Here is a 19,331-nt window from a genome sequence, read left to right as displayed (position 1 = left end):
AGTATGTCATTCTGGCATACTGGTTTTTTATTTTTAGTGTATTATCATCATTATGCGCAAAATAGCAAAAAAGAATACGTAAATGACAAATAAAGTTTCTGTCCAAAAGGAGAGTCATATTAGCTTGTCCCTGCCCATAGACTAGACTAGAGTCGAATCCCGAGCAGGAGGCAGCTAAATATGAAACAATTCGCAATCACACTATCCATACTATGTGCATTGATTCTCTTGGTCCCCACACTCTTAGTGATTCCGTTTCAGCATAATAAGGAAGCGGGGGCCAGAGGAGAATCAGGAAAGACAGCAGTCAATACGATACAAGAATCTAAAGGAGCGGAAACATTGAAAGCTTCGCCTGTTTCTATCCCAGTCTATCGAACCGCCAATCAATCCGTAGAAGATATTCCGCTTGAAGAGTATGTCATCGGAGTCGTCGCCTCCGAAATGCCGGCTACCTTTGAACCTGAAGCGCTGAAGGCTCAGGCTCTCGCCGCAAGAACGTTTATTGTCAGGCTGATGGTCTCAAATTCCGCAGTAGAGGCCCCTAAAGGCTCGCTGGTCGATGATACTCAGATGTTCCAGGTGTACAAAAGCAAACCTGAGCTGAAGAAACAGTGGGGCGCGGATTATGAAGCAAAGCTGAAAAGAATCACAGATGCGGTTGCCAGTACGCAAGGCAAAATCTTAACGTACAACAACCAGCCGATTGAAGCCTCCTTTTTCTCCACAAGCAACGGTTATACAGAAAATGCGGAAGCATATTGGACAAGTGCCATTCCTTATTTAAAAAGCGTCAAAAGCTCTTGGGATAAAAAATCTCCGAAGTATAAGGCCACCAGAACCTTTACAGTGGCACAATTTGAACAAAAGCTTGGCGTCCAGCTGAATGGGTCAAATACTGTCGGAGAGATCACCGGAGAAACACCGGGCCATCAGGTGGCAACAGCCGTCATTAACGGCAAGAAGCTGAAAGGAAGGGACATACGCGAAAAGCTTGGCCTTAATTCAGCTGATTTTGAATGGAAACGAAATGGAGACACCATTACCATTACCACGAAAGGCTTTGGCCACGGTGTGGGAATGAGCCAGTATGGAGCTAATTTTATGGCCAAAGAGGGCAAAACAGTTGATGAGATTGTGAAGTATTATTATCAAGGAACACAGATTTCAACCGCTGATTCGTTTTTGAATAAATATATGGCGAAGAAATAAAAGGACGCTTCATAAAGCGTCTTTTTTGCCGTTTATAAGCGCATATTCTGTTTCTAAGCCCATTTCCATTTAAAAGCGGCTAAAGACCGCCTAAAGGCCTTCTGCGTATTTTATAGTCTATATGAGGATGAGGGAATCAGTTCCTTTTTCATATTTGCTGGCACTGAGCTTGTGGTAAAGAAATCCACATTGATCGACTGACTTCGACAGACTCATATAACGAAAGGCGAAAGGCTGACAATCATGATTTTTCATCCTGCTGTTAGGCGGAAATCACTAATAAAAACAAAGATTTCTATGCAAAAGTAAACAGAGGCAATGGGGAAGCCCGCCCTATTTATTTCTCTGTTTTTGTCGATTACGATTAGATATGTTCAGCGTTGAACATCTGCACGCAGAAACAAACTTGAAAAGGGGCAAGAACATGAAAAAAAGATTTTCACTGATCATGATGACAGGATTGCTATTTGGACTGACGTCACCTGCTTTTGCTGCTGAAAAAACAGAACCGAAGGCTGAAGCTCCGGCAAGCGTGGCGGTTTTGCTTGATGCCAGCGGAAGCATGGCGAAAAGAATAGACGGTGTATCTAAATTTAATTCAGCCAAAAAAGAAATTTCAAAGTTTGCAAGCTCACTGCCTGCAGACACTCAAGTGAAAATGAGTGTGTTTGGTTCAGAAGGAAACAATAAAAATTCCGGAAAAGTTCAATCATGCGAAGCGATTCGAAACGTATACGGCTTCCAAAGCTTTAACGAACAGAGCTTCCTCAATTCTCTTAACACAATCGGGCCGACTGGCTGGACACCGATCGCAAAAGCGCTGAACGAGGCGAAATCTTCTTTCGATCAGCTTGATGCAAAAGGAGAAAAAGTCGTTTATCTGCTAACAGACGGTGAGGAAACATGCGGCGGCAACCCGATCAAAACAGCAAGAGAACTTCATAAAGACAACATCACAGTAAATGTAATTGGATTTGACTATAAAGAAGGGTATAAAGGCCAGCTGAACGCAATTGCTAAAGTTGGCGGCGGAGAATATTTCCCTGCTTATACACAAAAAGATGTTGAGAAAATTTTCACTCAGCAATCTCTGATGTTATCTAAATAAGAAAAAAGAAGAGGCTGAAAGGTCAGCCTCTTTTTTGTTTTTAACAAAACGTTCAAAAGTAAGCAGCTGCCCGCCTGTAGCATAGTAGCAGATTTCAGCTTTTCTCTCCTGATCACGGAGAAAAAAGAATGAACGGTGTCACATTCTTTCTATATTTTTTGGGTGGAAATGGCTAAAAACGATTGAGGTTCCCAGGATTTTGAATAGAGAGTAAAAGGGAGATAAAAGGCAGCTTGCCCTATATCAATTTGAGGTTTCATATTCTAGCATTAAGAAGAATCCAACAAGACGTTGGAAAATATGATAAAGAAAGGAAGTTGAACATGAAAAAATTACTGACTGCAAGTATGATTGGACTGTTGACTGTCTCCATTGCGTCCCCGTCTTTTGCCGCTGAGAAAAAAGCCGACACGAATGTAGCTGTCCTGTTTGATGGAAGCGGAAGTATGGTTCAAAAAACAGGAGGAGAACGAAAGATAGACATTGCCAAAAAATCTGTAAAGTCTTTTGCCGAGCTGCTTCCTGAGGATACAAATCTGATGCTTCGTGTCTTTGGACATGCCGGAAACAATAAACTTTCCGGAAAGGCTCTTTCATGCAGCACAACAGAAACGATTTACGGCCTCCATCCATATGAAGGAACGCTCTTTGACCATTCATTAAGCGGCATCAAACCGACCGGCTGGACGCCAATTGCCAAAGCGCTTTCTGATACTAGAAAAGAATTTGAAGCGTTTGATGCAGACGGGAAAAACGTGGTGTATTTAATTACTGACGGCGAAGAAACATGCGGCGGAAATCCTGCTGATGAAATTGAAAAGCTTCGTGAAGCAAATGTAGATACGATTGTAAACATTATCGGCTTCAACTTTGATGTGAAAGGAAACGCGGAAATGAAACAGGCGGCTGTTGCTGGCGGCGGAGAATATATTTCAGCAGACAGTGCGGAAGAATTCGAGCAGGCCTGGGAAAAAGAAGCACAAAAATTTACGGATTAACCCAATGAAAAGGCGCTCCCCCAGGCGCCTTTTTCTATTGGTTTAAAAACAGTGCCTGCGGGAATGATACCGGTAAAAGGGGTTGAAAACATGAGATTGTTAGGATTGATATTTCTTATAGCGGCCGTAGTTTTCATATTGCTCGGTGTTTTTCTGAAACTGGCAGCTTTCTTTTTTGTCAGTATGCTCACTTTGATCGCAGCTCTTGTGCTGTTTATGATCCTGAAAAAGAATCAGCATAACCAAACGTAGAGTCCTTTAGAATGGGCTCTTTTTTTTATAACAGGATTCGACAAAATCTGAGGAGTGTGAAAAAATATAAAGGCAGGAACATTGCGGAGGGGAAGAGACATTGAATGATAAAGTAACTGCGGTCAGGGAGATATGGCGTTATGAACAAGGGGAAATGAGCAGGCAAACCGACCGGATGGTGACGGAATATCCGTTGACGGTGATGGTGAACGGCAGTGAGTTTGTCACGCTCGTTTGCACGCCGGAGCATATCAAAGAGCTCGTCATCGGATTTCTCGCATCTGAGGGCGTTATTCGATTTCAAAAAGAGATTAAAAGGTTTACAATAGATGAAAGTCTCGGTTTTGTGTATGTCGATCTTGTTCATCCTGGGACATTGGATCAACAGGAATATACGAAACGGGTGATCGGCTCGTGCTGCGGAAAGGGTCGCCATTTTTATTTTCAGCAGGATGTCAAAACCGCCAAGACGGCTGTCAGTCAAATCAAGATTTCGCCTGAAACTTGTTTGGCGCTTATGAAGGATATGCAAAAAGAAAGCGGGACGTTTCAGGAGACGGGAGGCGTGCATAACGCGGCGCTTTGCGATACGGAGAAAGTGCTTTTGATGCGCACAGATATCGGCCGTCACAACGCGCTTGATAAATTATACGGACATTGTCTGCTGAATGGGATGTCCGTCCGCGATAAACTGATTGTCTTCAGCGGGAGAATCTCATCAGAAGTGCTGTTAAAAGCGGCAAAAATCGGCGTGTCGATTGTGATTTCAAAATCGGCTCCGACAGAGCTTGCGATTCAAATGGCAGAAGAATTAAATATCACAGCGATCGGTTTTGTGAGAAACGGATCTTTTAATGTATATACACATCCCGAAAGAATTTGGGGATAGGAGGGGCTGCGCAATGAATACAGAATCTCGCCAGATGTTAGATAAAAAGAACAGACCGCTCAGAGATCTTCGCATTTCTGTTACAGACCGCTGCAACTTCCGATGCACGTACTGTATGCCAGCCGAATTATTTGGCCCGGATTATCCTTTTTTAAAGAAAGAAGAGCTGCTTTCATTTGAGGAATTGGAACGGCTTGCGACGCTGTTTGTCACCAGGTTTGGGGTGGAAAAAATCCGCTTGACCGGCGGAGAACCGCTTATGAGAAAAGACATGCCTGAATTAATCAAAAAACTGGCCCGCATTCCGGGTCTCCGTGATATTGCGATGACGACAAACGGGTCGCTGCTGCCTGTTTATGCTGAGAAACTCAAAGAAGCCGGCTTGAAAAGGGTTACCATCAGTCTCGATTCATTAGAGGACGAACGCTTTAAATTGATCAACGGGCGAGGGGTTTCTGTCAGTAAGGTGCTTGAAGGCATTGAAGCGGCGAAACAAGCGGGGCTCGGCGTTAAAATCAACATGGTTGTCCAAAGGGGCGTCAATGAAAAAGATATACTGCCTATGGCGCGCTATTTTAAAGAAAATGGGCATATCCTGAGATTCATCGAATTTATGGACGTCGGCAACACCAACCAATGGGAAAAGAAAGATGTCATGACAAAGGCGGAAATCATTGATGTAATCAATGAACACATGCCGGTTGAACCGATTAAGCCTAACTATAAAGGGGAAGTTGCTTCAAGATTCCGCTACTTGGACGGCTCTGGTGAAATCGGTGTGATTTCTTCTGTATCTGATGCGTTCTGCGGCTCGTGTAACAGGGCCCGCCTGTCTGCGCGCGGTGAATTGTTTACTTGCCTATTCGCTTCAAGCGGATATGACCTCAGAGCGCCGGTTCGGCAGGGATTAAGTGATGGCGAGCTGACAGAGATGATCGGCACAGTATGGCAGAATCGGATAGACCAATATTCAGTTGACCGGACGCTTTCAAAAACAGCGGGGAAAAAGAAAGTGGAAATGTCTTATATCGGCGGTTAATATGATAAAAGCTTATCGGCTAAGTCCGGTAAGCTTTTTTTGTGTCAAAAACTGTAATGCGCAAAAAGTGCAAAAAATCCGTTCATAAACCGAAAGATATAAGGATAGGCAAAAAGAAGGAATCACTGGAAGGAATTTTAATTCCAAAGCCATACAATATGATAAAATATAACCACTAGTTCATAGAAAGGGTTGGAGAGGCATGGCCGCTTACGAGATCCCGTCATCTCAAGTAGGAGTTAAAATCAATCAGTGGTATAAGCACATTTTAGCATTTCAAGTGGCTGATGCCGTTCAGCTGAAGGAAGAGATTGATCATGATATAGAACATATGGAAGAGGATCAGCTGCTTCTGTTGTACTATCAGCTGATCAGCTACCGTCATCAAATTATGCTTGATTATGTAAAGCCCGACCTGCACGAGGAATCTCAGCTCCAATATCGTGAATTAATCGAGAGGCTGGAAAGCAGCAAGGACAGCATCTCGGGATTATCTGAGTATTATTTTCATTTGTTCAGAGGGATGTATGAATTTGAACAGAACAATTACATCTCAGCCATATCTTTCTATCGAAAAGCTGAGAAAATGCTTGCGTTTGTAGAGGATGATATTGAAAGAGCGGAATTTCATTTTAAAGTAGCGGAAGTATTTTATATTATGAAGCAGACCCACTTTTCTATGAATCATGCGATACAGGCGCTTGAGACCTACAAGGCTCATGATTTTTACAGGGTGAGAAGAATTCAATGCCACTTTGTCATTTCGGGAAACTATATAGACTACAGAAATTATGAAAAAGCGCTTGAGCATCTCGATGACGCTTATCGTTTGGCTTTATTGGAAGGACAGCCCCGCTTGATCGGATCAGCCCTCTACAACATGGGGAACTGTTATGATGAAAAAGGAGAGCTGGATCAGGCGGCTGCCTACTTTGAAAAAGCGCTGCCCGTCTTTGAGGAGCATCAGCTGGAGCAGCTCCCGAAAGCGCTGTTCAGCTTAACGCGTGTTCTCTTCAAAAAACAAGCTGAACAAGCGGCTATGCATTATTATGAAAAAGGGATTGCCATCGCCCGAAAACGAAACGACAGCTTCAGTCTGGAAAAATATAAATTTCTGCAGGCTCTATATGTGGAATCCGTTAACATGGGTATGATTCAAGAGGTATTTGATTATATGGAGGCCAAGTCCCTGTATGTGTATATTGAGGAATTTGCTCTGGATGCAGCTGCATATTCCAGCCTTCACGAAAACTATCAAGATGCGGTGTTTTTCTATGAAAAAGCGGTCAGCATGAGAGCGCTGATCCAGAAGGAAGACTGTTTATATCAAGTGTAAAAACCATCTGACGCCAGATGGTTTTTTTATATACAAAAAAAGGGGAGCATCGGGACGTTTATTTCCGTGGAGAACAGGAAAAATCGCTACATACTGTTTTGAAACACAAACGGATGGTTAGCCGCGATTTTGTGAAACGGGAAATGCGTTGTTTATGACAAGCGTGAGGAGGAATTCAATGTTTGGATTTGATGATATGGTGAAGTTTCTGTGGTCTTTCCTCATCGTTCTGCCGCTTGTATCTATTATACATGTTGCCGGGCACAGCTTTATGGCTTTTATTTTTGGCGGGAAGGGTTCATTGGATATCGGGATGGGCAAAAAACTTTTCAGGATCGGGCCGATACAGGTCAGAACCATTTATTTTATGGATTCGTTTTGCCGGTACGGCGAACTGAAGATCGACAACCGATTCACACACGCACTTGTTTATGCCGGAGGCTGCCTGTTTAACTTAATCACCATTTTCGCAGTGAATTTGCTCATTATACACAGTGTATTGAAGCCAAATGTGTTTTTTTATCAGTTTGTCTACTTTTCTACGTATTATGTGTTTTTTGCCCTGCTGCCGGTCCGTTACTCAGAAAATAAATCATCTGACGGGCTGGCGCTCTACAAGGTGCTCCGTTACGGAGAGCGTTATGAAATCGATAAATAATATTCAAATGTTTACCGCTGCTCAGATCGGGAAGGTAACAAGTACACACATAAATGAAGGGAGAGAATTACACATGGGTAACGATAGTGTAAAAGATAAAATGAAAGGCGGCTTAAATAAAGCCAAGGGAGAAGTGAAGGATAAAGTTGGAGATATGACCGACAAAACGGATATGAAGGCTGAAGGCAAAAAAGATAAGGCAAAAGGCGAGGTCCAAAAAGATATCGGTAAAGCAAAGGATACATTCACAGATAAAAATTAATCAGAGCGGCAAGGCAAGAAACAATGTTTCTTGCCTTTTTTTATGTGAATAAATATGACAAAAAAGGAAATCGATTTGGTTAAAGTATCTAAATTTTTTAAATATTCTTTAAAGTAATGCGCCTGTTCTATATAATAAATGACATAAGTTGTTAACTTTTATAACATCAGTTGACTCAATCAGACAAAGGAGGTTGTGAATGAAAAGCAAAGGGGTTAGAATACTGGCTTTCTTTCTGATGGTTTTTATCACGATTCTGATCACGGGATGTGCGGCGCCGAAAAAAGTGTCGGAAGCCAGCGGGGAGGCGAAAAAAACAGTTGATATTGACACAAGCGGGGATGCAGTGAAGATTGGGATACTTCACTCATTAAGCGGGACAATGGCAATCAGCGAGGTATCCGTTCATGATGCAGAGCTGCTGGCTATTCATGAAATCAACCAAAAAGGCGGCGTTCTCGGCAAAAAGCTTGAACCTGTCGTGGAGGACGGGGCTTCTGACTGGCCTACATATGCCGAAAAAATGAGAAAGCTGCTTCAGCAGGACAAAGCGGCGGCTGTTTTCGGAGGATGGACATCAGCGAGCCGCAAAGCGATGCTCCCGGTTGTGGAGCAAAATAACGGGCTGCTGTTTTATCCGGTGCAATACGAAGGCATGGAGTCATCACCAAATATGTTTTATACCGGAGCAACGACAAACCAGCAAATCGTGCCGGCTGTTGATTGGCTGCTGAAGAATAAAGGCAAGACATTCTTTCTGATCGGCTCTGATTATGTGTTTCCGAGAACAGCCAATAAAATCATTAAAGCGCAAGTGAAAGCCGCTGGGGGAGAAATTGTCGATGAAGAGTATACGCCGCTCGGCCACACGAATTACAGTACGCTGGTCAGCAAAATCAATGAAAAGCAGCCGGATGTTATTTTTAACACATTAAACGGCGACAGCAATGTGGCATTTTTTAAGCAGCTGATAGATGCGGGTGTGACAGCTGATGAAATTCCTGTCATGTCGGCGAGTGTCGCAGAGGAAGAAATTCGGGGGATCGGTCCTGATGTGCTAAAAGGGCATTATGCGGTGTGGAATTACTTCCAGACAACCAATACAAACGAAAATCAGACATTCGTGAAGCATTATAAAAAGATGAACGGCGATAGCCGGGTGACGAGCGATCCGATTGAAGCCGGTTATAATGCGGTGTATCTCTGGGCAGCGGCTGTTGAAAAAGCCAAGTCCTTTGATATCGATAAAGTGAAGAAAGCAGCTGACGGGATTGCATTCAAGGCCCCGGGCGGCACAGTGAAAATCGATGGGGATACACAGCATCTTTACAAAACAGTGAGAATCGGGCAAATCACGGGGGATGGACAGTTTAAAGAAGTATGGAACTCAGGTGATCCGGTAAAACCTGATCCGTATTTAAAAACGTACGACTGGGCAAAGGGGTTATCTAAATAAATCAAAGCCGTTTGCGGGAGAGGAGGCGGAAAATGTCTGTCATCGTAACGCAATTGTTTAACGGAATCAGTCTCGGTTCTATTTTGATTCTCATTGCGATTGGATTGGCCGTTACATTCGGTTTGATGAACATTATCAATATGGCGCACGGTGAGCTGATAATGGTGGGGGCATATACGACATATGTCGTTCAGCAGCTGTTTTTAAGCTATTTGCCGGCTTCTTTGTTTTCTTACTATTTTTTAATTGCTATTATCATGGCATTTGCGGTTGCGGCGTTTATTGGAATTGTTATTGAAAAGGTGATTGTCAGGCGGTTGTATGACCGTCCGCTCGACAGCCTTTTGGCAACATGGGGGGTAAGCTTGATCCTGCAGCAGGCGGCCAGATCGATTTTTGGCGCACCAAATGTGGCCGTCAAGTCTCCTGAATGGCTGACGGGAGGAGTAACACTGTTTTCCGTTACCTTTCCGTATAAAAGGCTGTTTATTTTGGCGCTCGTTCTTTTTACACTGGCGCTGCTCGGATTCTATTTGTTTAGAACCTCTGCGGGACGGCGGATGCAGGCTGTTACGCTGAATCGGAGCATGGCATCATGTCTTGGTGTATCTGTGAGAAAAACAGATACATTGGCTTTCGCGCTCGGAAGCGGGCTGGCCGGTATTGCGGGGAGCTCACTCACATTGCTGGGGTCAATCGGGCCTACTCTCGGTTCGTCCTATCTGGTCGATGCTTTTATGATCGTCATTTTAGGCGGTATCGGAAAATTAAAAGGGACGATTATTGGGGCTGTGCTGGTGGGATTACTCAGTACATTTGTGGAGTATTCGGCAAGCGCCACCATAGCCAAGGTTGTGGTGTTTGCATTTATTATTCTCTTTCTGCAATGGCGGCCTTCGGGTCTCGCAAGCGTCAGAACGAGATTACTTGATTAGGGGGTGCCGGATGAAGCAGTTTTCGCAATTCAGTCCGTATCTTGTGATGTTTGCCCTTTTTATCGCCGCTCCGTTCTTTCTTCAGGAGTTTCGATTGGGGCTGTTGGCGAAGTTTTTATGCTTTGCGATTGTAGCGGTCGGCATTTGCCTCATTTGGGGATATACAGGCATTTTGAGCTTGGGGCACGGCGTCTTTTTCGGATTGGGCGCCTACTGCATGGCGATGTATTTAAAAATAGAAGCCTCACCATCCGGTATTCCTGATTTTATGGAGTGGACGGGAGTCAGCGAACTGCCGTGGATCTGGGCTTTGTTCAGGCATCCTTTTGCTGCAATTGCGGCGGCTGTGGCTGTGCCTGTGCTACTGGCGTTTTTGCTCGGCTATTTTACGTTCCGCAACAATATAAAGGGAGTTTATTTTTCATTGATATCACAGGCAGTCGTCGTTGTGGTGGTTACACTGTTCATCGGCAGCCAAGAAATCACCGGCGGTACCAATGGACTTACCAACTTCTATACGATTTTTCAATACTCTTTGGCTGATCCTGCGTTGAAGCAGATCCTGTATTTTACCACAGTCTTTTTTCTCGGCCTTACTGTTGTATTCGCTTTGTTTCTTACGAGAAGCCGCTTTGGCCGGCTTTTGCAGGCGGTTCGCGAAGGAGAAAACAGGGTGCGTTTTTTTGGTTATCATTCCACTGTTTTTAAAGTGTTTATTTACTGTGTGTCCGCTGCGATGGCGGGAATTGCCGGGATGCTGTTTGTGCTTCAGGACGGGATGATCTCGCCGGAAATGATGGGCATCATCCCTTCAGTGGAAATGGTGCTGTGGGTGGCGATCGGCGGCAGGCACTCTATTTTCGGAGCTGTGCTGGGCGCGCTGTTAACAAACGGCATGAAAAGCTATTTAAGCGAATATTATCCTGACATTTGGCTGTATTTCCTCGGTGCGCTGTTTATGATCGTCGTGCTTTATTTGCCAAAAGGGATTGTCGGACTGTTTGAGAAGCTTGGAACCCGGCTTTCTTTCTCGAAAAAGAAAGGAGCTGCTGCATATGAAACCGATACTTATCTGCCGTGACGTGAAGGTTCAGTTTGATGGGTTTTGGGCGCTGCGGGGGGCGGATATCAGTGTGCAGGAACGTGATATTCACTTTTTGATTGGGCCGAATGGCGCCGGGAAAACAACCATGCTGGATATTATTTGCGGGAAAACAAAGCCGCAGTCGGGTGAGGTTGTTTTTCAAGAAACGGCAGAACTGACAAAGGTTCCGGAATATCAGATCGCCAAAATGGGCGTCGCCAGAAAGTTTCAGGCTCCGAGTGTCTTTTCGCAGCTGACCGTGTTTGAAAATATCGAGCTTGCCATGAAGCAGAAAAAAACGATTCTCTCCCTGCTGGTGGCGCGTATGACAAGAGAACAGCGTGACAGGGTGACAGACATCCTGAAGCTAATCGGTTTAGAAGGAAAGCGGGACATAAAAGCCGGCAGCCTGTCACACGGACAGAAACAATGGCTCGAAATCGGCATGCAGCTCGCCATGGAGCCGAAGCTTTTGCTGCTGGATGAACCGATCGCCGGAATGACGGGAAAAGAGCGGGATAAAACCGGGGCTCTCCTTGAGGAAATTGCCAAAACGTGTTCCGTTTTAATTGTGGAGCACGATATGGATTTTGTCCGCTCGTTTTCCAGAAAAGTGACGGTGATGCATGAAGGAAAAGTGCTTTGTGAAGGATCGATGGATGAGATTACAAGCAATGAAGAGGTGGCAGCGGTGTATTTAGGAAGGAGCGGGGCGTCATGATAGCGGTTAGTAATGTGACTTCCGGTTACGATCAATCCATGGTTTTGCATAACCTCAGCATGGAAGTCCGCCCTGGGCAGATCGTCGCTGTATTAGGCCGAAACGGAGTTGGGAAATCCACTTTGCTGAAGACGATCATCGGCCTGATCCCGGCCAAACAGGGACAAATTCGTTTTCATCAAACGTTTGTTCAAAACGAAAAGACGGAAAAACGGGCAAGAGCAGGAATAGCGTACGTGCCGCAGGGGAGAGACATCTTTCCCCCTTTAACCGTTCGCGACAATCTTTTGCTCGGAGAAGAACCGCTTCCTAAGAAGGAGCGAAGAGGACAGATCAAGGAGGAGATTTTTCATTGGTTTCCTGTTTTGAAGGACATGCTCGACCGTAAAGGCGGCGATTTGAGCGGAGGACAGCAGCAGCAGCTTGCGATTGCCAGAGCGCTGATGGGTAATCCGAAAATGATTTTACTAGATGAACCAATGGAAGGAATTCAGCCCTCAATCGTGGAATTGATTCAAAAAGTTATCATAGAAATTTCCAGAAAAGAAGAGACTGCAGTTGTTTTGGTGGAACACAGCTTAGAGAACGCCTTAACGTGTGCTGACTATCTTTACGTCATGGACAGGGGAACGGTCGTCGCTCACGGAAAGGCTGACGAAGAAACGGCTCGCCGTTTTGAAAGGCATCTCACTGTTTGATCAGCATCCTGAAAAAGGGAGGTGATGGCCCGCCTGCATCGTTCCGGAGATTCATGTAACGCAATCCGCTTTAGAATGACGATAATAAGGAGGACCTAAGATGAAACTGACACCTGTTGAACAAGAGAAATTGCTCATTTTTGCAGCGGGAGAATTAGCCAAGCAGCGAAAGGCGCGCGGCGTTCTGCTCAATTATCCCGAGGCTGCCGCTTATCTCACCTGTTTTATCATGGAAGGCGCGCGCGATGGTAAGGGAGTGGCGGAGCTGATGGAAGCCGGCCGCCATGTATTGACTGAAAAAGATGTCATGGAGGGCGTGCCTGAGATGCTGGACAGCATTCAGGTGGAAGCTACATTCCCTGACGGAGTGAAACTTGTCACAGTACACCATCCGATTTCTGCGGAGGTGAAGTCATGAAGCCGGGAGCATTTCAGATTGCTGAGGGAACCATTACGATTAACGAAGGCCGCCAGACACGGGAGATAGCGGTGAAAAACACCGGATCACGTTCCGTTCAGGTCGGTTCCCATTTTCATTTTGCGGAAGCCAATGGGGCGCTATCGTTTGACCGCGAACAAGCCATCGGCATGCGTATCGACATTCCGTCAGGCACATCGGTCCGTTTTGAGCCAGGTGAGGAGAAAACGGTCACGCTTGTTGAATTCAGAGGGCGAAAAACAGTAAGAGGACTGAACGGAATGGCCGATACGTATATCGATGAACGCGGCAAAGAAAAAACGTTAGCCAACTTAAAGAAAGCCGGCTGGATGGAAGGTGTGATTCGATGAAAATGTCACGGGAGCAATACGCGGAGCTGTTTGGTCCGACAACGGGCGATAAAATTAGATTGGGCGATACGGACTTATGGATCGAAGTCGAAAAGGACTTCACTGTATATGGTGAAGAAATGATCTTTGGAGGCGGAAAAACGATTCGTGACGGCATGGGCCAAAACGGCAGCATCACAGGAAAAGACGGCGCTTTGGATTTGGTGATCACCAACGTCGTGTTATTGGATTACACAGGCATTGTCAAAGCGGATGTCGGTGTAAAGGACGGCCGGATCGTGGGTGTCGGAAAAAGCGGCAACCCAGATATCATGGATGGAGTCGATCCGCATATGGTCATCGGTGCGGGTACAGAGGTGATTTCCGGGGAAGGCAAAATTTTAACGGCTGGAGGAGTGGATACGCACATCCACTTTATTTGTCCTCAGCAGATGGAAGTTGCACTTTCCTCAGGAGTGACGACTCTTCTTGGAGGCGGAACGGGACCCGCTACAGGAAGCAAAGCGACGACATGTACATCAGGTGCATGGTATATGGCAAGGATGCTGGAAGCGGCCGAGGAATTTCCGATCAATGTCGGCTTCTTGGGAAAAGGGAACGCATCCGATAAAGCGCCGCTGATCGAACAGGTGGAAGCCGGCGCCATCGGCCTGAAGCTTCATGAAGACTGGGGCACGACGCCCAGCGCTATCAAAACGTGTATGGAGGTTGTGGAGGAAGCCGATATTCAAGTCGTAATCCATACGGATACAATCAATGAAGCGGGCTTTCTGGAAAACACGCTTGATGCAATTGGGGAGCGGGTGATTCATACCTATCACATTGAAGGAGCAGGCGGAGGCCATGCCCCGGATATTATGAAGCTCGCCTCTTACGCGAACATTCTGCCGTCATCCACAACGCCGACAATCCCTTACACCGTCAATACGATGGATGAGCACCTTGACATGATGATGGTCTGTCACCATTTAGACGCGAAGGTGCCCGAGGACGTGGCGTTCAGCCATTCCAGAATCAGGGCTGCGACAATTGCGGCAGAGGACATTCTCCATGATATTGGTGCGATCAGCATGACGTCATCGGATTCCCAAGCGATGGGGCGGGTTGGCGAAGTCATTATCCGCACTTGGCAGGTGGCTGACAAAATGAAAAAACAGCGTGGCGCTCTCACTGGAGAAAACGGAAACGATAACGTACGTGCGAAACGCTACATTGCCAAATATACGATTAACCCGGCAATTACTCACGGCCTCAGCCATGAAGTCGGTTCTGTAGAAAAAGGAAAGCTCGCTGACCTTGTCCTGTGGGATCCTGTATTTTTCGGCGTGAAACCGGAATTGGTCTTAAAGGGCGGCATGATAGCACGCGCGCAAATGGGGGATCCAAACGCGTCTATCCCGACTCCGGAGCCTGTGTTCATGCGCCAAATGTATGCTTCGTATGGTAAAGCCAACCGCTCAACCTCCATTACGTTTATGTCCCAGGCGGGCATTGAAAGGGGCGTGGCGGAAAGGTTAGGGCTGGAAAAAAGAATTTCTCCTGTGAAAAACATCCGCAAGCTGAGCAAGCTGGATATGAAATTAAACGCTGCTTTGCCGAAGATTGAAGTCGATCCGAAAACGTATCAGGTCTTTGCTGACGGAGAAGAATTATCCTGCCAGCCTGTCGATTATGTTCCGCTGGGACAACGATATTTCTTATTCTGACAAGACACGGCCGGAGTGCATCCGGCCGTTTTATTGACTAAACGGATGTCCAAGAAGCGCAAATTTAGTGTATATTATATGTTGACAAACGAATTAAATGTAACTATTATAGTTACAACGGTGGTGAAAAAACATGATTAACAGCCGTCTTGCTGTTGCCATTCATATTTTATCGCTCATTTCGATGGATGAAAAAGCGTCTTCGGACATTATCGCTGACAGTGTCAACACCAATCCGGTTGTTGTAAGAAGAATGATCAGCCTGCTGAAAAAGGGTGATATTCTCACATCACGCGCCGGGGTGCCGGGCGCGAGCCTCACAAAAGATCCGGCTGATATTTCTCTTTTAGAAGTATATCGGGCTGTTCAAAACCAAGAGGAACTATTTGCGGTTCATGAAAACCCGAACCCGAAGTGTCCGGTAGGCAAAAAAATTCAGTGCGCACTGGATGAGACATTTGAAAGTGTGCAAAAAGCGATGGAAAATGAGCTGGCAAGCAAGTCATTAAAAGATGTAATGAATCATCTCTTTTGATCAAAAGAGATGACTTCTCACCGCCAACATGTAACTAAAATTGTTACAAATAAGGAGGAAATCAAAAAATGAAAATAGGAATTATCGGTGCAAGCGGAAAAGCGGGAAGTCTGATTTTGAAAGAAGCGAAGGAAAGAGGCCATGAGGTAACAGCCATTGTCCGAAATGCATCTAAAGTGCAGGAGCAGGACACAGCGATTTTGGAGAAAGATGTTTTTGAACTGACAGCGGAAGATCTTAAGCCTTTCGATGCACTCGTTAACGCTTTTGGAGCTGCGCCTGGCCAGGAACATCTTCATGTTGAAGCAGGCAGAACATTAATCAACCTGCTAAAGGATGCAAAACATACAAGATTGTTTGTCGTCGGCGGAGCGGGAAGCCTGTTCGTTGATGAAGCCAAAACAACACGTTTAATGGATACACCGGAATTCCCGAAAGAATATCTTCCGACTGCATCAAATCAAGGAGAGAACCTGAAAGACCTGCAAAAGGCAGACTCTATTTCCTGGACATTCCTCAGCCCGGCGGCGTTTTTTGATGCGGCAGGAAAGCGGACGGGATCTTACCAAAAAGGAAAAGACAATGTGATCGTAAACGCAAAAGGCGACAGTTATATCAGCTATGCCGATTATGCGATTGCTGTTTTGGATGAGCTTGAACATCCGTCACACAAAAATGAACGCTTCACAGTAGTAAGCGAAGCGGAATAACAAGAAAAAACCCGGAGGAAGCTCCGGGTTTTTTACTTAATAGCTGCTGTACGTATCATAATCGTTGAATATGCCGTCAGCGATTCCAAGCATTAGAAAGATGAAGAATGCGATGATCGCCAGGATCGATACAGCGATGCTCACAATTAAATAAATCCCTTGCATCTTTACAAATTTCGCATAGTTCTCCAGCATTAAATCCTCAGATTGCCTGCTATGCTTTTCAGCCATTAAGCCCGCTTCTTTTGCTGACCGCATCAAAAAGATGCCAGAAATGATTTGCAGTACGCCCGGCACTGCGCCGATAAGAAAAAAGAAAGCGCCTGAAAGCGCAGTAAAAGCGCCCATAATAATAAATAAAATGCCTGTTGCTTTTCCCCATTTTGAAATACTGATGAGGGTTTTGTTGACCGTTTCCGGATTCATTGACACGGGTCCCCTTTACAAAAAAATACTCACTTTTCTTTTATACACTATTTGTGAGAAGTTTTGTATAAAGAAATAAAAATAGTGAATTTGATTTTGAAGTTGCACGCTAGATGGGAAAGGTCACGCGCGTTTTTATGGGATGCGTGATGATGCCATGCTGAAAAACCCCGGCCATAAGGCCGGGGGATTGGCACATCTTATAAAATCGGCGACAGCAGCCGTGATACGGATTCTTTAATGCGGATCCATAATGATCGCTGCTGATATTCCTCGTAGGTGTATTTTCTCGATACGAGCAAATCTTCTTTAAATGTAGAAACCAGTTTTTTGGCAATGTTGATATCATAAATAAATGCATTAACCTCAAAATTCAGCCTGAAGCTTCGGACGTCGATATTCGCTGTACCGACTGACGCAATTTCGTCATCCACAACGATTGTTTTCGCGTGGATAAAGCCATTATCGTATATATAGACGGTGGCTCCGGCTTTTAAGAGATCCCCGATATACGAAAGTGTGGCCCAGTATACAAAGGCATGGTCGGGCTTGTTCGGTATCATAATGTTGACATCAATGCCGGACAGGCACGCAATCCTTAATGCATCCAGCAGGCTTGCGTCCGGAATAAAGTAAGGTGTTTGTATCAAAATGCTACGTTTGGCGTTTGAAATCATTTTGATGTAGCCGTTTTTAATTTGTTCCCATTCGGAATCGGGGCCGCTCGTAACAATCTGCATCCCGACATTTCCCTTTGGGCTGCAATCGGGAAAGTGGTTCGGAATATAGGTGAGTGTATGATGATGTGAAGCTTGGTTCCAGTCAAGGATGAATCGTGTCTGAATGGCGTGTACGGCCGTTCCCTGCAATCGAATATGGGTATCGCGCCAATAGCCGAACTTCGGATTGAGGCCGAGGTATTCATCCCCGACATTAAACCCACCGACATAACCGGTTATGCCGTCTATGATGACGAGCTTTCGGTGGTTGCGGTAATTCAGCCGAAGGTTAATCGGCCTGAGTTTTGAAGGGAAAAAGACCTCCACATGCCCGCCGGCCTCACGCAGTTTTTTGAAAAACTTTTTGCGTAGCGTTCTGGACCCGAGCTCATCGTACAAAACCCTGACCTGCACACCTTCTTTCGCTTTTTGAATGAGGGCGTCCCGCAATTTTTTTCCTAATTCATCACCTTTGTAAATATAATATTGTAGATGGATATGATCCTTTGCCTTTGATATGTCATGTAAAAGCCGCTGAAACTTATCGCGTCCGTCTGTAATGACATCAACTGAATTATCCTCTGTAAAGACAGCATGATTATTCATGATGAGCATGTATATTAAATCCTTATTATCAAAGGTTGCCCGGTTGTTGAACTGAAATTGCCTGTTTTCTAATTCTTCAAGCTGATGCTGCAGCAGCTTTTCGATTCCGATTTTCTTGCGATCCTCCCATTGAAACAAATGCTTGCGTCTGAGATTATGACCGAATAATAGGTATAAAATAAAGCCTAAAACGGGTATAAAGAAAAGAACAAGCAGCCAAGCCCATGATGCACTGGCATCGCGCCGTTCTTTGAATATGACAATGATGGCCAAAAGAATATTCAAAATGAAAAAAAGTGATAAAAGGATGGAAGAAATACTCACTTTGTAACCCCGCTAATTCATATTTATCAAGAAGATTGCCATTAGTATTCCATGAATAACAGCAATCTGATTCCCATTACAAATTATAACACTGACTTTTTAAAAGAATAAAGTGTGTTGATCCAGATTCTTTGTGAAAAACACGGGCAGATTTCTTTAAAACCAGCTTGCACCTGCGTTAAAATAAACTCATATGATAACGTTCGTAAAGCCTTGCAAAATCAAATAAAGGGGGAGAATAAATGAACTTTTACAGAATAGAACAAATGCCGGGGTTCATTAAAACAGAAATGCAAAAAATTCAAAAGGCTGTACAGCCTTTAATGAAGAAAACTGTCATCTACCGTTTTCTTGCTGTTCCGCTTGCTGCATTCTCTCTCTTTAATTTGGCTGCTTTCCTTTTTCATGCTTCAGCAGACAGAGAGTCCTTGATCAGCGCCGGTCTTTTTGCGCTTCTTGCTGCACTTGGATTAGCATTTTTTAAAGAAGCGGGCTATCAGCATAAACAAATCCAAAAGACCGTTCATATTTATATGCTGAACAGAATCAAAAAGAGCGAAATTCTTTCAGAAGAGCGCAAAAACACGTATACGCGCCAGATCACGGAGGAACCGTTTGCGATGCGGAGCTTTGTAGAGTTTTTGACTGAAGAAGATAGACGCAAGAAAATGCTGTATTAATACTGTAAACGGCACCCTGACTGTTAGCAGATTTATCTAACAATCAGGGTGCCGTTTTTTCATTTCATCGAATTCGTGTGAAACAACCGGATACTCATTCTGTGTTTTATATATCTATTGAAGATAACGTAGACATGGCAATTCTTTCTTTTCATTAAATTAGATCTGTGGCCCGTGCCGTATACGAT

Annotated in this window: 22 protein-coding genes; 20 read left to right on the top strand and 2 right to left on the bottom strand. The window is 44.9% G+C overall.

All coding sequences use genetic code 11. The features are described from left to right. Positions 1 to 180: 180 nt before the first annotated feature. From spoIID to NSU16_RS18240, 19 genes are all read left to right on the top strand, one after another. Entirely contained in the window at positions 181 to 1,212 is a 1,032-nt protein-coding gene (gene spoIID, locus NSU16_RS18330; RefSeq protein WP_010332223.1) for a stage II sporulation protein D, read from the top strand. A gap of 424 nt (positions 1,213 to 1,636) precedes the next feature. After that, positions 1,637 to 2,320 carry a VWA domain-containing protein gene (locus NSU16_RS18325; protein WP_010332222.1) on the top strand — a complete coding sequence of 228 codons (684 nt, stop codon included), beginning with the start codon at positions 1,637 to 1,639 and terminating at the stop codon, positions 2,318 to 2,320. A gap of 323 nt (positions 2,321 to 2,643) precedes the next feature. Next, positions 2,644 to 3,318 carry a VWA domain-containing protein gene (locus NSU16_RS18320; protein ID WP_010332221.1) on the top strand — a complete coding sequence of 225 codons (675 nt, stop codon included), beginning with the start codon at positions 2,644 to 2,646 and terminating at the stop codon, positions 3,316 to 3,318. Between the two features lie 90 nt (positions 3,319 to 3,408). After that, positions 3,409 to 3,570: a hypothetical protein gene (locus tag NSU16_RS18315; RefSeq protein WP_010332220.1), complete on the top strand. Its 162-nt coding sequence runs from the start codon at positions 3,409 to 3,411 to the stop codon at positions 3,568 to 3,570. Between the two features lie 100 nt (positions 3,571 to 3,670). After that, complete coding sequence (gene fdhD, locus NSU16_RS18310) at positions 3,671 to 4,459, top strand: formate dehydrogenase accessory sulfurtransferase FdhD (protein WP_229149851.1); 789 nt, start codon at positions 3,671 to 3,673, stop codon at positions 4,457 to 4,459. A gap of 13 nt (positions 4,460 to 4,472) precedes the next feature. Next, on the top strand, positions 4,473 to 5,498 hold the full coding sequence (gene moaA, locus NSU16_RS18305; protein ID WP_339191691.1) for a GTP 3',8-cyclase MoaA: 1,026 nt from the start codon (positions 4,473 to 4,475) through the stop codon (positions 5,496 to 5,498). A gap of 202 nt (positions 5,499 to 5,700) precedes the next feature. Further along, positions 5,701 to 6,834: a tetratricopeptide repeat protein gene (locus NSU16_RS18300; protein WP_229149848.1), complete on the top strand. Its 1,134-nt coding sequence runs from the start codon at positions 5,701 to 5,703 to the stop codon at positions 6,832 to 6,834. Between the two features lie 178 nt (positions 6,835 to 7,012). Further along, a complete protein-coding gene (locus NSU16_RS18295; protein WP_168748964.1) occupies positions 7,013 to 7,492 on the top strand; it encodes a hypothetical protein in 480 nt (159 codons plus the stop codon). 73 nt (positions 7,493 to 7,565) lie between these two features. Next, positions 7,566 to 7,754 carry a CsbD family protein gene (locus NSU16_RS18290; RefSeq protein WP_026014623.1) on the top strand — a complete coding sequence of 63 codons (189 nt, stop codon included), beginning with the start codon at positions 7,566 to 7,568 and terminating at the stop codon, positions 7,752 to 7,754. A 199-nt stretch (positions 7,755 to 7,953) separates the two neighbouring features. Next, entirely contained in the window at positions 7,954 to 9,210 is a 1,257-nt protein-coding gene (gene urtA / locus NSU16_RS18285; RefSeq protein ID WP_339191690.1) for an urea ABC transporter substrate-binding protein, read from the top strand. 32 nt (positions 9,211 to 9,242) lie between these two features. Further along, a complete protein-coding gene (gene urtB / locus NSU16_RS18280; RefSeq protein ID WP_339191689.1) occupies positions 9,243 to 10,145 on the top strand; it encodes an urea ABC transporter permease subunit UrtB in 903 nt (300 codons plus the stop codon). Positions 10,146 to 10,155: 10 nt separating this feature from the next. Then, the gene (gene urtC / locus NSU16_RS18275; RefSeq protein WP_339191688.1) at positions 10,156 to 11,226 is read left to right on the top strand and encodes an urea ABC transporter permease subunit UrtC; all 1,071 of its coding nucleotides are present in this window, start codon (positions 10,156 to 10,158) and stop codon (positions 11,224 to 11,226) included. Further along, positions 11,201 to 11,950 (top strand): urea ABC transporter ATP-binding protein UrtD, encoded by a 750-nt coding sequence (urtD, locus tag NSU16_RS18270; RefSeq protein WP_326218525.1) that lies wholly within the window; start codon positions 11,201 to 11,203, stop codon positions 11,948 to 11,950. Before urtC ends, urtD begins: the two co-directional genes overlap by 26 nt. Continuing rightward, a complete protein-coding gene (gene urtE, locus NSU16_RS18265; RefSeq protein ID WP_339191687.1) occupies positions 11,947 to 12,648 on the top strand; it encodes an urea ABC transporter ATP-binding subunit UrtE in 702 nt (233 codons plus the stop codon). The genes urtD and urtE overlap by 4 nt, the downstream gene beginning before the upstream one ends. Positions 12,649 to 12,748: 100 nt before the next feature. Further along, entirely contained in the window at positions 12,749 to 13,066 is a 318-nt protein-coding gene (ureA, locus tag NSU16_RS18260) for an urease subunit gamma (protein ID WP_010332209.1), read from the top strand. Further along, positions 13,063 to 13,437 (top strand): urease subunit beta, encoded by a 375-nt coding sequence (ureB, locus tag NSU16_RS18255; RefSeq protein WP_010332208.1) that lies wholly within the window; start codon positions 13,063 to 13,065, stop codon positions 13,435 to 13,437. The genes ureA and ureB overlap by 4 nt, the downstream gene beginning before the upstream one ends. Continuing rightward, a complete protein-coding gene (gene ureC / locus NSU16_RS18250) occupies positions 13,434 to 15,143 on the top strand; it encodes an urease subunit alpha (protein ID WP_339191686.1) in 1,710 nt (569 codons plus the stop codon). The genes ureB and ureC overlap by 4 nt, the downstream gene beginning before the upstream one ends. Positions 15,144 to 15,276: 133 nt before the next feature. Beyond that, on the top strand, positions 15,277 to 15,678 hold the full coding sequence (locus NSU16_RS18245) for an Rrf2 family transcriptional regulator (RefSeq protein WP_010332206.1): 402 nt from the start codon (positions 15,277 to 15,279) through the stop codon (positions 15,676 to 15,678). A gap of 68 nt (positions 15,679 to 15,746) precedes the next feature. After that, positions 15,747 to 16,388: an NAD(P)-dependent oxidoreductase gene (locus NSU16_RS18240; RefSeq protein WP_229149836.1), complete on the top strand. Its 642-nt coding sequence runs from the start codon at positions 15,747 to 15,749 to the stop codon at positions 16,386 to 16,388. A 36-nt stretch (positions 16,389 to 16,424) separates the two neighbouring features. Here NSU16_RS18240 and NSU16_RS18235 read toward each other — a convergent pair whose 3' ends face one another. Together NSU16_RS18235 and cls are read right to left on the bottom strand one after the other, a co-directional pair. Further along, positions 16,425 to 16,814, bottom strand: a complete 390-nt coding sequence (locus NSU16_RS18235; protein ID WP_339191685.1) for a DUF5362 family protein — start codon at positions 16,812 to 16,814, stop codon at positions 16,425 to 16,427. A 200-nt stretch (positions 16,815 to 17,014) separates the two neighbouring features. Further along, a complete protein-coding gene (cls, locus tag NSU16_RS18230; RefSeq protein ID WP_010332203.1) occupies positions 17,015 to 18,463 on the bottom strand; it encodes a cardiolipin synthase in 1,449 nt (482 codons plus the stop codon). Positions 18,464 to 18,705: 242 nt separating this feature from the next. Here cls and NSU16_RS18225 point away from each other — a divergent pair, with 242 nt between their 5' ends. Beyond that, positions 18,706 to 19,143, top strand: a complete 438-nt coding sequence (locus NSU16_RS18225) for a DUF5392 family protein (RefSeq protein ID WP_168748955.1) — start codon at positions 18,706 to 18,708, stop codon at positions 19,141 to 19,143. Positions 19,144 to 19,331: the final 188 nt, after the last annotated feature.

This window comes from Bacillus sp. FSL K6-1003, assembly GCF_037964945.1.
GTDB lineage: Bacteria > Bacillota > Bacilli > Bacillales > Bacillaceae > Bacillus > Bacillus mojavensis.
The sequence above is the reverse complement of the archived record's forward strand: the minus strand, read 5'-3'. Positions and strand labels throughout refer to the sequence as shown.